The sequence below is a fragment of the Pseudomonas sp. LS1212 genome, from assembly GCF_024741815.1.
Taxonomy (GTDB): domain Bacteria; phylum Pseudomonadota; class Gammaproteobacteria; order Pseudomonadales; family Pseudomonadaceae; genus Aquipseudomonas.
Genome location: NZ_CP102951.1, coordinates 454570 through 469003 on the forward strand (window position 1 = coordinate 454570; position 14434 = coordinate 469003).

Below are 14434 nucleotides of genomic sequence, written 5' to 3' on the forward strand. Positions count from 1 at the left end.
TAGGGACAACCGCTGAGTTGTCGTTGTTCGATAGACCTACAGTGTGCCCGAGTGTTACGCAGCTGTCAGGCCATCGGTCCGCGCGGATAGCGTTTGAGCTTGTCGATCAGTTCGATGCCGGGGATCGGCCGGTCGAACAGGTAGCCCTGGCCGACGTCGCAACGGTGGCGGCGCAGGAAGGCCAGCTGGGCGGCGGTTTCGATGCCTTCGGCGACCACCTTGAGCTTGAGGTTGTGGGCCATGGCGATCACTGCCGAGGTGATTTCCATGTCGTCCTGGTTATCCGGGATTTCGTGGATGAAGCTGCGATCGATCTTGATGATGTCGATCGGGAACTTCTTCAGGTAGCTCAGCGATGAGTAGCCCGTGCCGAAGTCATCCATGGCCAGGGTCAGGCCCAGGCCCTTGAGCTGGTCGAGTTGCTGGCGGGTGTCTTCAGTGGCTTCGAGCAGCAAGCCTTCGGTCAGTTCCAGCTCCAGCAAGGGGGCGGGCAAGGCTTCTTCCTTGAGGATATTGGCAATCGATGCGACCAGGTCCGGGTCGGAAAACTGCTTGGGCGACAGGTTGATCGCCACTTGCAGGTTGCCCAGGCCCGCAGCGGTCAGTTGCTTGCTCATGCGGCAGGCCTGGCGGGCGATCCATTTGCCGATGGGGATGATCAGGCCGGTTTCCTCGGCAACGCTGATGAACTGATCCGGTCGGATCATGCCCTTTTCCGGATGATTCCAGCGCAGCAGTGCTTCCATCCCCAGCAGCCGGCCGCTGCGCAGGCACAGCTTGGGCTGATAGAAGACTTCCAGTTCGTTCTGGGTCAGGGCACGGCGCAGGTTGTTCTCGACGAACAGCTTGTAGCTGGCCTCGGCGTTCAGGGCTTCAGTGAAGACCTGGACCTGGTGCTTGCCGTTTGCCTTGGCCTTGTGCAAGGCCAGGCCCGCGTTCTTCATCAAGGTTTGCGGGTCGCGGCCGTGCAAGGGGGCGCAGGCAAGGCCGACGGAACCGGTGACGTTGATCAGCTGGTTGTCGACGAACATCGGCTTGTCCAGGGTCTTGAGCACCTGGATGGCGATTTGCTGCCCGCTGTCCAGGTCGGTATCGTCGAGCAACACGGCGAATTCGTTACTGGCAAAACGCGCCAGGCTGCCGGTCGGGCTGAGGCTGTTGCGCAGGCGGCGGGCCAGGCTGATCAACAGTTTGTCGCCGGTCTGGTGGCCGAGGCTGTCGTTGATGCGCTTGAAGTTGTCGATGTCGACCAGCAACAGGCTGATCGGGGTGTCGCTGTCGCGGGCGAAGCGTTCGTCGAGGTTGCGAATGAATGACGGCCGGTTGCCCAGGGTGGTGAGGTTGTCGGTATAGGCCAGGCGCTCGATGCGTTGCTGGGCGAGCTTGGTCTGGGTGATGTCTTCGTAGATGCCGATGTAGTGGGTCAGCTCGCGATTGTCGCCATAGACCTTGGAAATCGAGAGCTGGCCCCAATAGGGTTCCAGGTTCTTGCGCCGGCTCTTGAACTCACCTTGCCAGCTATTGCTCTTGGCCAGGGCCGAAGGTGCGTCGAACAGCAGCTCGCTGAGATTTTCCAGGGCCGGTAACTCGGAGAGGCGCTGGCCGTGGACTTCCTCGGTGCTGTACTGGGTGATGGCGGTGAAGCTGGGGTTGACGTACTCGACCACGCCGTCGCAGTTGACCAGCAAAAAGGCGTTGGCGCTTTGTTCTACCGCACGTTGGAACAGGTGCAATGCGCTGGTGGCCGTACGCCGGTTATGGTTGTTGATGACTTGGGCGAATTGATCGGCCAGTTCACCGGCGAAGGCAATTTCGTCCGACTGCCAGGCGCGGGTGACGCCGGTCTGTTCAAGGCACAATACGCCCACCACCTGGCCATCGATCCGGATACTGGCGTCGAGCATGGCATTGACGTCACGCGGCCGCAGGCTTTGCGCCATTTCGCGGGTTCGCGGGTCGTGCATGGCGTTGTTCGCGTCTATCGCCCGACTGGTGTGCAAGGCATCCAGGTAGTTCGGATAAAGGCCGGCATCGATCGGTTGGGGCAGGTGGTATTCCTGGGTGCTGCGGTAGAACGCCGAGATCGGCTCCAGGCTCTGGTTTTCCAGGTACCAGATGCTCGCGCAGTCGATCTCGTAGATTTCGCAGGCGCTGCGGGTAATCAGTTGTGCGGCTTCCTGCAGGGAATTGCTGGCGCTGTAGCGATGCCTGGCCAGGCGCAGAATCAGGTCCTGCTGGGCGCGAACCCGGTCCAGATGCTGCAATTGCTCCTGCTGGGCTTGTTGATTGAGCTGCAGGGCGATGTGCAGGCGGCTGTTCTGGCTTTCCAGGTCGGCCGACAGGTCCGGGGTTTCGCTGCCGGGAACGTCGATCACCAGCAGGTAGCCGCGCAGCAGCTGGCGATTGTGTTGTTTGTACGCCTCTCCCAGCTCCAGCAGGCTCAAGGAGCCTTGCGTGGTATGCAGGGTGTAGCGGATCAGGTAATAGGGCGTGCTTGCCAGTTGCAGTTGGATGGCATCGTGCAGTGAATAGCGCGCCTGGGGTTCCATGAGGCTGGCAAAGGGCGAGTCGACCAGCGCACAGAGCTCGGCCGCTGGCAGGCCAAAGTGACGCTCGCAATTGGGGTCGAGGAACAACAGCGCCCAGCTGGCTTCATTCAGCCGCTCGAAACGCAGCATGCCGAGCCGCGAGGGCACTGGCAACTGCGTCACTACCTCGGCCGCCATACGGCTGGCGGCATCGGGCTGGCTTTTCATTGAGAGCTCGCTTCAAGAGAACTGATCGCGCCGGGGCAAACACCCTGTTTTTCGGCGCGTGCGGCAAGGTTGCATCATGCGGTGCGGGCTTACAAGTAATACAGTTGTTCGGCCATTTCAATGTGTCGGCAGGGCCGCGTTTTTCTTCAGTGCCAATCGCGAGCCTCCAAAGGGTAAGCCTGAAGGCTTACCCTCGTACGGAGGGGCATCATTTCAATGGGATTTTTACTTCGCTGCTCAGCGGTTTGCCGTTTCGGCCATAGTAGTTGACCTTCACGTGGCTCTTTTCGACGCTGAGCAGGGCGTAGTTGTCTTGATCTATCACAGGGCTTGTGAGGTGGTTGGTGTATCGACCGCCATTGACCTCGGTCACCGGCTTGCTCAGTTCGAAGTAGTTGGCGGTTGCGTTGGGAAGCAGTCGGTGCTTGCTCAAGGGCGACGACACGATGGTATGCACCGAGAAGTCCTTGTCGGTGGAGTGCTTGAGCTCACTGGTCAGAGCGCAATGCACATCACCGGTGATGAAGATGACGTTTTTGATTTTTTTCAAGCGTATATGCTCGAGAATCTGGTTGCGTTGTTGAGGGAATCCCTTCCACGCATCCAGGCCGCCCTTGTCGCTGTCTTTCGAGTCGGGATAGAGCATGACCGGGGTAACGACGAACTTGACGCGGGCGCGGCTGGTTTCTAGCCATTTTAGAAAGCTCGACATCTGTACATCATTGATGGTTTGTTTTTTTGCCAGATCTCTTTCAGTTCTTACATCCAGAACAAACCAGTCCAGATCACCATGGCTGAAGGTATACCAGTAGTTGCCGGGGAAATAGACAGCCTGGCTACCCGATGCTTCAAAAACCGGGCTGTGAGTGCATTGGTAGGTGGTATAGGCGTGTATCGCATTGCGATAAAGTGTGTTGCGCTTTTCCGGTGTCGCCTTGGAGGGCCAGTTGTCCTCGATTTCATGATCGTCCAATATCATGTAGCAAGGAGTGCGAGAGGTGATGGCCTTGAAGTTTTGAGTTGAAAACGCCTGCTTATATTTTTTATTGAATTCCTCGCGTTGTCTGTCTGGGGCGGCAAAATTCCAGTCATCTGCGTAGATCTGGTCGCCAGTCATGATAAAGGCTTCAATGTGTAACTTTCGGGCCTCTACATTGTCCAGCATTCGCCCAAACATCTCGTCACTGAATTTTACATCTGTGAGATTGAGATAACGGCAGGAGCCCACCAGATAATGGCGTGTTTTACTTTGCTCAATACTGCCGGTAGTGAAGCGATAGATGCTTCGCTCAATAGGCCAGGCGGACTCTTGCGGCTTGATGTTTTGCGCCTCCTTGAGTGAGCCGGTGTGGGTAAAGGAGCCAATCTGGTACTCATAGGTTGTAGAGGGTTTCAAGCCACTGAGCACCATGACAGCGGTATTTTCAAATGTGTTGTTGAGCGGGTTGATAATTGCGGGCAGCCATTGTTTGTCGCCCAAGGGGCGAAATCGAATAATGGCGTAGGTCTCTTTGCTGCTGGAGGTTGCGGGTTGAATGAATATGCGCGTTTGATCTGTCGTGGTATGACCGATAATCGGACCTACAATAGGAGGGGAAATGTTCATGGGCTTCGAAATCCTTTCGAAATAAGCAAGTTCAGTTTGTTTGCGTGTGTCCCTGAGGCACGCCAAATAAATACTAATCTCGCAGTACCCATTAGTAGTTAGTATGGGGTCGTTCTGTTAAGTGGGAAGGTGCGTTGTAATGGCGGGTTTTATACAAGACTTGATGTGAGACTTCTTACTAACCGGGTAAGCGTGCCATGGGTAATCGTCAGGCAAAAAAAGCCCCGCCAAATGGCGGGGTTGAGGTACGAGCGTGGCAGCTCGAAAAAAAGGTGTTGCCTGGCTCCCTGCAGGGCAGGGAGCCAGTTGAGGCGTTACAACAGCATCGTGCGGATGTCCGCCAGCAGGTCGCTCAGACGCTTGGTGAAGCGTGCAGCAGCGGCGCCGTTGATCACACGGTGATCGTAGGACAACGACAGCGGCAGCATCAGCTTGGGCTGGAAGGCCTTGCCGTCCCAGACCGGCTGGATGGTTGCCTTGGAGACACCCAGGATCGCCACTTCCGGCGCGTTGACGATCGGCGTGAAGCCGGTGCCGCCAATGTGGCCGAGGCTGGAGATGGTGAAGCAGGCGCCTTGCATGTCGTCGGCCGAGAGCTTTTTGGTCCGGGCTTTTTCAGCCAGGGCCGCGGCTTCGCCAGCCAGTTGCAGCAGGCTCTTCTGGTCGACGTTCTTGATGACCGGCACCAGCAGGCCATCGGGGGTGTCCACGGCAAAGCCGATGTTGACGTATTTCTTGCGGATGATCGCCTTGCCGCTCGGCGCCAGCGAACTGTTGAAGTCCGGCAGTTCCTTGAGCAGGTGGGCGCAGGCCTTGAGCAGCAGCGGCAGGACGGTCAGCTTGACGCCGGCTTTCTCGGCCACGGCCTTTTGGGCTACGCGGAAGGCTTCCAGCTCGGTGATGTCGGCCGAGTCGAACTGGGTCACGTGCGGCACGTTCAGCCAGCTGCGGTGCAGGTTGGCTGCGCCGACCTGCATCAGGCGGGTCATCGCCACTTCTTCGATTTCGCCGAAGCGGCTGAAATCGACCTCGGGGATCGGTGGAATGCCGGCGCCGCCGGTAGCACCGGCTGCCGGTGCTTCCTTGGCCTTCTGCATCATGGTCTTGACGTAAGCCTGGACGTCTTCCTTGAGCACGCGACCGTGCGGGCCGCTTGAGCCCACGGCGCTCAGCTCGACGCCGAATTCACGGGCCAGCTGACGAACTGCGGGGCCGGCGTGAACCTTAGCGCCGTTTGCTGCAGGTGCAGCGGCCGGCGCCGGAGCGGCTTCGGCTTTTGCAGCCGGTGCCGGGGCAGCGGCAGGTGCAGCGGCTTCAGCCTTGGCCGGAGCGGCGGCCTGAGCAGGCGCGGCGGCCGGGGCTGCGCCCACGACCTTGAGCTTCAGGATCAGGTCGCCGGTACCGACTTCGTCGTCCAGCTTCACGCTGACGCTTTCGACCACGCCAGCGGCAGGAGACGGGATCTCCATGCTGGCCTTGTCGGATTCCAGGGTGATCAGCGATTGATCGGCTTCGACGGTGTCGCCAGCCTTGACCAGGACTTCAATGATCTTGGCCTTGCCCGCTGAACCGATGTCCGGAACGTGAATGTCCTGGACAGTCGCCGCAGCCGGTGCAGCAGCAGGAGCTGGCGCCGCGGCAGGCGCGGCTGCCGCTTTCTCTTGGGCAGGGGCAGCCGCTGGCGCCTGGGCCGCCGTTGCCGCAGCGGCACCTTCGACATCCAGTTCCATCAGCTCGTCGCCTTCTTTCAGGCGATCACCCAGCTTTACCTTCAAGCTCTTGATGACCCCGGCCTTCGGGGCCGGGATTTCCATGCTGGCCTTGTCCGACTCCAGCGTCAGCAGGCTTTGGTCGGCTTCGATGCGATCGCCGACCTTGACCAGCAATTCAATGACTTCACCTTCACCGCTGCCGATGTCAGGTACGCGAATGAGCTCGCTCACAGAAATTCTCCTCAGCAGTCCAGTGGGTTGCGTTTCTCGGGGTCGATACCGAACTTGACGATGGCTTCTGCCACCACTTTAGGTTCGATGTCGCCGCGATCGGCCAAGGCTTCCAGGGCAGCCAGCACAACGAAGTGGCGGTCGACTTCGAAGAAGTGACGCAGCTTCTTGCGGCTGTCGCTGCGACCGAAGCCATCGGTACCCAGGACTTTGAATTCTTTGCTCGGAACCCACTGACGAATCTGTTCGGCAAACAGCTTCATGTAGTCGGTAGAGGCGATCACCGGACCCTTGCGGCCGTTCAGGCACTCTTCGACATAGCTCAGCGCAGGCTTTTGCTCCGGGTGCAGGCGGTTGCTGCGTTCCACGGCCAGGCCATTGCGACGCAGCTCGTTAAAGCTGGTAACGCTCCAGACATCGGCGCCGACGTTGTACTGTTCACGCAGGATCTTCGCCGCTTCACGCACTTCACGCAGGATGGTACCCGAACCCATCAGTTGCACGTGGTGTGCAGCTTCGCGGTTGTCTTCCTCGAGCAGGTACATGCCCTTGACGATGCCTTCCTCGACGCCTGCCGGCATGGCTGGCTGGGTGTAGGCTTCGTTCATCACGGTGATGTAGTAGAAGATGTCCTGTTGCTCTTCGGTCATCTTCTTCATGCCGTCCTGGATGATCACCGCCAGCTCATAGCCGTAGGTCGGATCATAGGTGCGGCAGTTCGGGATGGTGCCGGCCAGCATGTGGCTGTGACCGTCTTCGTGCTGCAGGCCTTCGCCGTTGAGCGTGGTACGGCCGGCGGTGCCGCCGATCAGGAAGCCACGGGTGCGGCTGTCGCCAGCGGCCCAGGCCAGGTCGCCGATACGCTGGAAGCCGAACATCGAGTAGAAGATGTAGAACGGCAGCATCGGCTGGTTGTGGTTGGAGTACGAAGTACCGGCGGCAATGAAGGAGCTCATGGCGCCCGCTTCGTTGATGCCTTCCTCGAGGATCTGGCCCTTCTTGTCTTCGCGGTAGAACATCACCTGGTCTTTATCGACTGGCTCGTAGAGCTGGCCGACGGACGAGTAGATGCCCAGCTGGCGGAACATGCCTTCCATACCGAAGGTACGGGCTTCGTCCGGGATGATCGGAACGATGCGCTGGCCGATTTCCTTGTCCTTGACCAGTTGCGCGAGGATCCGCACGAAGGCCATGGTGGTGGAGATTTCGCGGTCGCCCGAACCGTCCAGGATCGCCTTGAGGGTTTCCAGTGGCGGGGTCGGGATGCTGAAGCTCTTGGCGCGACGCTGCGGGACGAAACCGCCCAGTGCGGTACGACGTTCGCTCAGGTAACGGGCTTCGGCGCTGCCTTCTTCGGGCTTGAAGAACGGCAGGTTTTCGATCTCGTCGTCCTTGACCGGAATGTCGAAGCGGTCGCGGAACGACTTCAGGCTATCGACATCGACCTTCTTGGTGTTGTGCGCAGTGTTCTTCGCTTCGCCGGCACCGGTGCCATAACCCTTGATGGTCTTGGCCAGGATGACGGTAGGCTGCTCTTTGTGGTTGACCGCTTCGTGGTAAGCCGCATAGACCTTGTACGGGTCGTGGCCGCCACGGTTGAGCTTCCAGATCTCGTCGTCGGAGAGGTCTTCGACCATCGCCTTGAGTTCCGGGGTGTTGAAGAAGTGCTCACGCACGAAGGCGCCGTCTTTGGCCTTGTAGTTCTGGTACTCGCCGTCGATGACTTCGTCCATGCGGCGTTGCAGGATACCGTCGGTGTCCTTGGCCAGCAGCGGGTCCCAGAAACGGCCCCAGACGACCTTGTTGACGTTCCACTGGGCACCGCGGAACACGCCTTCGAGTTCCTGGATGATCTTGCCGTTGCCGCGAACCGGGCCGTCGAGGCGCTGCAGGTTGCAGTTGATGACGAAGATCAGGTTGTCGAGTTTTTCACGGCCCGCCAGAGAGATCGCGCCCAGGGATTCCGGCTCGTCGCACTCGCCGTCGCCCATGAAGCACCAGATCTTCTGCTTGCCTGCAGGAATGTAGCCACGGCTTTCCAGGTACTTCATGAAGCGTGCCTGGTAGATCGCCTGGATCGGGCCAAGGCCCATCGATACGGTCGGGAACTGCCAGAAATCAGGCATCAGCCATGGGTGCGGGTAGGACGACAGGCCTTTGCCATCGACTTCCTGGCGGAAGTTGTTCATCTGGTCTTCGGTGATCCGGCCTTCCATGAACGCACGGGCGTAGACGCCTGGCGATGCGTGGCCCTGGAAGTAGATCAGGTCGCCGCCGTGCTCGTCGGTAGGGGCCTGGAAGAAGTAGTTGAAGCCGATGTCATACAAGGTGGCGCTGGAGGCGAAGCTGGAGATGTGGCCGCCCAGATCCGAGTCTTTCAGGTTGGTACGCATTACCATGGCCAGCGCGTTCCAGCGTACCAGCGAGCGAATGCGGCGTTCCATGAACAGGTCGCCAGGCATGCGTGCTTCGTGGGTGACGGGAATCGTGTTGCGGTATGGCGTGGTGATGGCATAGGGCAGTTGGGAGCCACTGCGGGTGGCCAACTCGCCCATACGGGTCATCAGATAGTGAGCGCGGTCTTCGCCTTCTTTGTCGAGAACCGACTCCAGGGCGTCCAGCCATTCCTGGGTTTCGACGGGATCGAGGTCTTGCATGGCTTGCTCCAGGGCGGAAAGGCTTCCAGAATCGGTTGCCTGAGTTTGCGACTGGCCTTGTGGGCAGACGACATGAAATTCTTGGATTACCGGAGGTTGTACCGGCGTTGTGTAGTTTTACTACAAATCGACAGTCATTTCATGCTTTCGAAGTAGGTATGCAGTAGTAAAACTACAGAAAAACGGCATCTGGCCCTCTGTTTGGTTGTGAGAAAAATCGATACTGTTGGTTAAAGCAGTGTCTGGAAAAGGTGAAATGCGATGATTTGTGCCAGAAATTTTGAATCTTCAGCTATTTCTAACTTTTGTATGACAGTCCAGCCTCGCGCGATTTTTCTCGCGACCTCCATCATATCCCGTTGCACGCCGATCAAGGATAGACCATGAGCATGCCTGCGCTGGCCGATCTGCCAGCCATCCTCCAGCCTTTAGTCAGCCGTAACGAGCAGTCGTTGCGGGCCGCCGTCGCCACCGTGCCCGGTGCTCACCTGGATGACTGGACGGCCCGGCGCTGGGCCGATTTCGCGCGGGTGTGCGCGGCCAGTGAATATGTGCTTGAGCAGGCGGTGCGCGATCCGGCCATGTTTCTGGCATTGGTCGCCAGTGGTGAGCTGGACCGGGGCTTCAAGCCGGGCGAACTCTGCGCGCAGATTGCCGCCGCCGCCCAGGCTGCCGAAACCGACGACCAGCTTGGCCGTCAATTGCGCCGTCAGCGTGCCCGGAATCAGGTACGCATCATTTGGCGCGACGTCACCCGCCAGGCGGATCTGGTGCAGACCTGTCGCGATCTGTCGGACATGGCCGATGCTTCGATCGACCAGGCTTATCAATGGCTGTACCTGCGCCATTGCCAGCAGTTCGGCACGCCCATGGGCCGGCGCAGTGGCCAGCCACAACAGATGGTCATCCTCGGGATGGGCAAGCTCGGCGCGGTGGAGTTGAATCTGTCTTCGGACATCGACCTGATCTTCGCCTACCCCGAAGGTGGCGAGACGGAAGGGGTCAAACGCCCGCTGGACAACCAGGAGTTCTTCATTCGCCTGGGCCAGCGCTTGATCAAGGCGCTGGATCCGATCACGGTCGACGGCTTTGTCTTCCGGGTCGACATGCGCTTGCGACCGTATGGCTCGTCCGGCGCCCTGGTGCTCAGCTTCAACGCGCTGGAGCAATACTATCAGGATCAGGGGCGCGACTGGGAGCGCTACGCGATGATCAAGGCGCGGGTGGTCGCCGGGGATCAAGTGGCCGGCGCGCAGTTGCTGGATATGCTGCGGCCTTTCGTTTATCGCCGTTACCTGGATTTCTCGGCCATCGAAGCGCTGCGGACCATGAAGCAGCTGATTCAGCAGGAAGTCCGGCGCAAGGGCATGTCGGACAACATCAAGCTGGGGGCGGGCGGTATTCGCGAAGTGGAGTTTATCGCCCAGGCGTTCCAGTTGATCCATGGCGGCCGCGACCTGAGCCTGCAACAAAGACCGCTGTTGAAGGTCCTCGCCACGCTGGAAGGGCAGGGTTATCTGCCGCCGGCGGTGGTAAGCGAACTGCGCGAGGGTTATGAGTTCCTGCGTTACACCGAACACGCGATCCAGGCGATTGCCGACCGCCAGACCCAGATGCTGCCCGATGGCGAGCAGGATCGCGCGCGTATTGCCCTTATGCTCGGGTTTACCGATTGGGCGGCGTTCCATGCGCAATTGATGTATTGGCGAGGGCGCGTCGATTGGCATTTCCGCCAGGTGATTGCCGATCCGGATGAAGAGGAAGGCGATGAGGGCGAAGTGGTGGTCGGCGGCGAATGGCTGCCGCTCTGGGAAGAGGAGCAGGATGATGAGGCCGCGTGCCGTCAGTTGCAGGAAGCCGGCTTTGTCGATGCGCCCAAGGCCTTGAAACAACTCGCCGGGCTGCGTGGCAGCCCTCAACTGCGTGCCATGCAACGGCTCGGTCGCGAGCGTCTGGATGCGTTCATTCCAAGGCTGTTGGCGCAGGCGGTGGAGCATGCCCATCCCGACCTGGTGCTGGAGCGGGTGCTGCCGCTGGTTGAAGCGGTGGCCCGGCGTTCGGCGTATCTGGTGCTGCTCACCGAGAACCCGGGCGCCTTGCGCCGATTGCTGACGCTGTGTGCCGCCAGCCCCTGGATCGCCGAACAGATCACCCGATTCCCGTTGCTGCTCGATGAGCTGCTCAATGAAGGACGGTTGTTCAGCCCGCCGCAGGCCCCTGAGCTGACCGCCGAGTTGCGCGAGCGCCTGACCCGGATTCCCGAGGATGATCTCGAGCAACAGATGGAAGCCTTGCGGCACTTCAAGCTCGCCCACAGTTTACGCGTGGCGGCTTCTGAAATTGCCGGCAGCCTGCCGCTGATGAAGGTCAGCGATTACCTGACCTGGCTGGCCGAAGCGATCCTGGAGCAAGTTCTGGCCCTGGCCTGGCGCCAGACCGTGGCCAAGTACGGCCAGCCGCAACGTATCGACGGCAGCCTGTGCGATCCGGGTTTCATCATTGTCGGCTATGGGAAGGTCGGGGGAATCGAACTGGGGCACGGCTCCGATCTTGACCTGGTGTTTGTCCACGACGGCGATCCGCAGGCTGAAACCGATGGGTCCAAGCCTATCGATGGCGCGCAATTCTTCACCCGCCTTGGGCAGCGGATCATCCATCTGCTGACCACCCAGACCAACTCCGGCCAGCTTTATGAAGTCGACATGCGCCTGCGCCCATCCGGGGCGGCGGGGTTGCTGGTCAGTTCGTTGGGTGCGTTCGAGCGCTATCAGGTCAATGAGGCCTGGACCTGGGAGCATCAGGCGCTGGTGCGGGCACGGGTGCTGGTCGGTTGCAAGGAGGTGGGCGCCGCGTTCGAGAGGGTCCGTGCCAGGATACTGGGGCGCGAGCGCGATCTGCCGAAGTTGCAGGCCGAAGTCAGCGAGATGCGCGCCAAGATGCGCGACAACCTTGGCACCAAGGCCACTGCCGCAGGCTTGGCCGCCAATGCCTTCGAGGCCACGGCGCCCTTTGATATCAAGCAGGATGCCGGTGGTATCGTTGATATTGAATTTATGGTGCAATACGCGGCCCTGGCCTGGTCTCATGAGCATCAGGCGTTAACGCTTTACACCGACAACATCCGTATTCTCGAGGGTCTGGAGCAGGCCGGGTTGATTCCTGCCGCCGATGCCAACCTGTTGCGTGAGGTCTACAAGGCCTATCGCTCCGCTGCCCATCGCCAGGCGTTGCAGAAGGAAGCCGGGGTGATTGGCGGTGATCAGTTCGTCGCCGAACGGCGCGAAGTACTGCGGATATGGGCTCAGCTAGGGTTGAGCCAGGGCTGAGTCAGGATCGAACAACGAGCTGTCGAAGGCTCGTTCAAACTGTCTGGCGGTTGCTCCATGCTGCCAGCTCTGGATTCATTGAGGAACGCAATGATGTCGATGGCCGATCGTGATGGCGTAATCTGGTATGACGGCAAGCTGGTGCCGTGGCGTGACGCCACCACCCATGTCCTGACCCACACCCTGCATTACGGCATGGGCGTGTTCGAAGGCGTGCGCGCCTACGACACCCCGCAAGGCACGGCGATCTTTCGCTTGCAGGCGCACACCGATCGTCTGTTCGATTCGGCCCACATCATGGGCATGAAGATTCCGTTCAGCAAAGATGAAATCAACGAAGCGACCCGTGTCGCCGTGCGCGAGAACAACCTCGACAGCGCCTACATCCGCCCGATGGCGTTCTACGGGTCCGAAGCCATGGGCCTGCGCGCCACCGGCTTGAAGGTCCACGTGATCATCGCGCCCTGGAGATGGGGCGCCTATATGGGCGATGAGGCCCTCAAGACCGGCATCAAGGTCCGTACCAGTTCCTTTACCCGGCACCACGTGAACATCTCCATGACCCGGGCCAAGGCCAACGGTCATTACATCAATTCCATGCTGGCCCTGCAGGAAGCGCTGTCGGGCGGTGCGGACGAAGCGCTGCTGCTGGACCCGGAAGGCTTTGTCGCCGAAGGCTCCGGCGAAAACGTGTTCCTGGTCAAGGACGGGGTGCTGTATACCCCGGACGTGACGGCCTGCCTGAACGGCATCACCCGCAGCACCGTGCTGACGCTGGCTGAGGAGATGGGGATCAAGTTCGTCGAGAAGCGCATTACCCGAGACGAAGTCTATATTGCCGATGAAGCCTTCTTCACCGGCACTGCCGCAGAAGTGACACCGATCCGTGAAGTCGACGGTCGCCAGATCGGTATTGGCCACCGTGGTCCTGTGACCGAGAAGCTGCAAAAGGCCTACTTTGATCTGGTCAGCGGTAAAACCACTGCACACAGCGAGTGGCGTACACTGGTCAAATAACGCCTGATTAAAAAAAGACGGGGAGGCCAGGCTGTTCTCATACAGGCTGAAGCCTCCCTGATCGTTTCTGGATAGAACATGAGAATTCTGATCATTGGCCCCAGCTGGGTCGGCGATATGGTGATGGCACAGACGTTGTTCCAGTGCCTGAAACAGCGTCACCCTGACAGTGTGATCGATGTATTGGCACCCGAGTGGAGCCGACCGATCCTGGAACGCATGCCTGAAGTGCGCCAGGCCTTGAGCTTTCCGCTCGGCCATGGCGTGCTGGAACTGGCGACCCGGCGCAGGATTGGCAAGTCCCTCAAAGGCCAATACGACCAGGCGATCCTGCTGCCGAACTCGCTCAAGTCGGCATTGGTACCATTCTTTGCCGGCATTCCCAAGCGGACCGGTTGGCGTGGCGAGTTCCGCTATGGTCTGCTCAATGACGTACATATGCTGGACAAGGAACGCTATCCGCTGATGATCGAGCGTTTCATGGCCCTGGCTTATGAGGCGGGTGCCGACCTGCCCAGGCCTTACCCGCGGCCGAGCCTGCGCATCGATGCAACCAGTCGGGATGCGGCCCTGGCCAAGTTCGGCTTGAGCCTGGACCGGCCGGTGCTGGCGCTGTGCCCGGGCGCCGAATTCGGCGAGTCCAAGCGCTGGCCGTCCGAGCATTACGCCAAGGTTGCCGAGATCAAGATTCGTGAAGGCTGGCAGGTCTGGCTGTTCGGCTCGAAGAACGACCATGCCGTGGGCGAATCGATTCGCGAGCGTCTGATTCCGGGCTTGCGCGAAGAGTCGGTCAACCTCAGTGGCGATACTTCTCTGGCCGAGGCCATTGACCTGATGTCCTGTGCCGACGCAGTGGTTTCCAACGATTCTGGCCTGATGCATGTGGCCGCGGCATTGAATCGCCCGCTGGTGGCTGTCTACGGCTCAACCTCGCCCGGCTTCACGCCGCCGCTGGCCGAACACGTCGAGATCGTGCGCCTGGGGCTCGATTGCAGCCCTTGCTTCGATCGGACCTGCCGCTACGGGCACTATAACTGCCTGCGTCAGCTCGAGCCTCAGGCGGTGGCAGCAGCCTTGCAGCGCCTGGACGGTCCGGCGCTGGTCGATATCACGGCAGAGGTCCAGTAAG

At 60.0% G+C, this 14434-nt stretch carries 7 protein-coding genes; 3 read left to right on the plus strand and 4 right to left on the minus strand.

The genetic code is table 11. From position 1 onward, the window contains the following. Positions 1 to 65 precede the first annotated feature (65 nt). From NVV94_RS02125 to aceE, 4 genes are all read right to left on the minus strand, one after another. Complete coding sequence (locus NVV94_RS02125) at positions 66 to 2756, minus strand: GGDEF and EAL domain-containing protein (protein ID WP_258445615.1); 2691 nt, start codon at positions 2754 to 2756, stop codon at positions 66 to 68. Between the two features lie 208 nt (positions 2757 to 2964). After that, complete coding sequence (locus tag NVV94_RS02130; RefSeq protein ID WP_258445616.1) at positions 2965 to 4362, minus strand: alkaline phosphatase family protein; 1398 nt, start codon at positions 4360 to 4362, stop codon at positions 2965 to 2967. A gap of 314 nt (positions 4363 to 4676) precedes the next feature. Next, on the minus strand, positions 4677 to 6305 hold the full coding sequence (gene aceF, locus NVV94_RS02135) for a dihydrolipoyllysine-residue acetyltransferase (RefSeq protein ID WP_258445617.1): 1629 nt from the start codon (positions 6303 to 6305) through the stop codon (positions 4677 to 4679). 11 nt (positions 6306 to 6316) lie between these two features. Beyond that, positions 6317 to 8962: a pyruvate dehydrogenase (acetyl-transferring), homodimeric type gene (gene aceE / locus NVV94_RS02140; protein ID WP_258445618.1), complete on the minus strand. Its 2646-nt coding sequence runs from the start codon at positions 8960 to 8962 to the stop codon at positions 6317 to 6319. Positions 8963 to 9345: 383 nt separating this feature from the next. Here aceE and glnE point away from each other — a divergent pair, with 383 nt between their 5' ends. The 3 genes from glnE (at position 9346) to waaF (ending at position 14433) form a co-directional block, all read left to right on the plus strand. Then, complete coding sequence (gene glnE / locus NVV94_RS02145; RefSeq protein WP_258445619.1) at positions 9346 to 12288, plus strand: bifunctional [glutamate--ammonia ligase]-adenylyl-L-tyrosine phosphorylase/[glutamate--ammonia-ligase] adenylyltransferase; 2943 nt, start codon at positions 9346 to 9348, stop codon at positions 12286 to 12288. 93 nt (positions 12289 to 12381) lie between these two features. Beyond that, complete coding sequence (locus NVV94_RS02150) at positions 12382 to 13305, plus strand: branched-chain amino acid transaminase (RefSeq protein ID WP_258445620.1); 924 nt, start codon at positions 12382 to 12384, stop codon at positions 13303 to 13305. 78 nt (positions 13306 to 13383) lie between these two features. Further along, positions 13384 to 14433 carry a lipopolysaccharide heptosyltransferase II gene (gene waaF / locus NVV94_RS02155; protein ID WP_258445621.1) on the plus strand — a complete coding sequence of 350 codons (1050 nt, stop codon included), beginning with the start codon at positions 13384 to 13386 and terminating at the stop codon, positions 14431 to 14433. Position 14434: the final 1 nt, after the last annotated feature.

Bases quoted from the DNA above. Each gene is read 5' to 3' on its own strand.
- glnE (WP_258445619.1), top strand. From the start codon at position 9,346: ATGAGCATGCCTGCGCTGGCCGATCTGCCAGCCATCCTCCAGCCTTTA.
- NVV94_RS02130 (WP_258445616.1), bottom strand. From the start codon at position 4,362: ATGAACATTTCCCCTCCTATTGTAGGTCCGATTATCGGTCATACCACG.
- aceE (WP_258445618.1), bottom strand. From the start codon at position 8,962: ATGCAAGACCTCGATCCCGTCGAAACCCAGGAATGGCTGGACGCCCTG.
- waaF (WP_258445621.1), top strand. From the start codon at position 13,384: ATGAGAATTCTGATCATTGGCCCCAGCTGGGTCGGCGATATGGTGATG.
- NVV94_RS02150 (WP_258445620.1), top strand. From the start codon at position 12,382: ATGTCGATGGCCGATCGTGATGGCGTAATCTGGTATGACGGCAAGCTG.
- NVV94_RS02125 (WP_258445615.1), bottom strand. From the start codon at position 2,756: ATGAAAAGCCAGCCCGATGCCGCCAGCCGTATGGCGGCCGAGGTAGTG.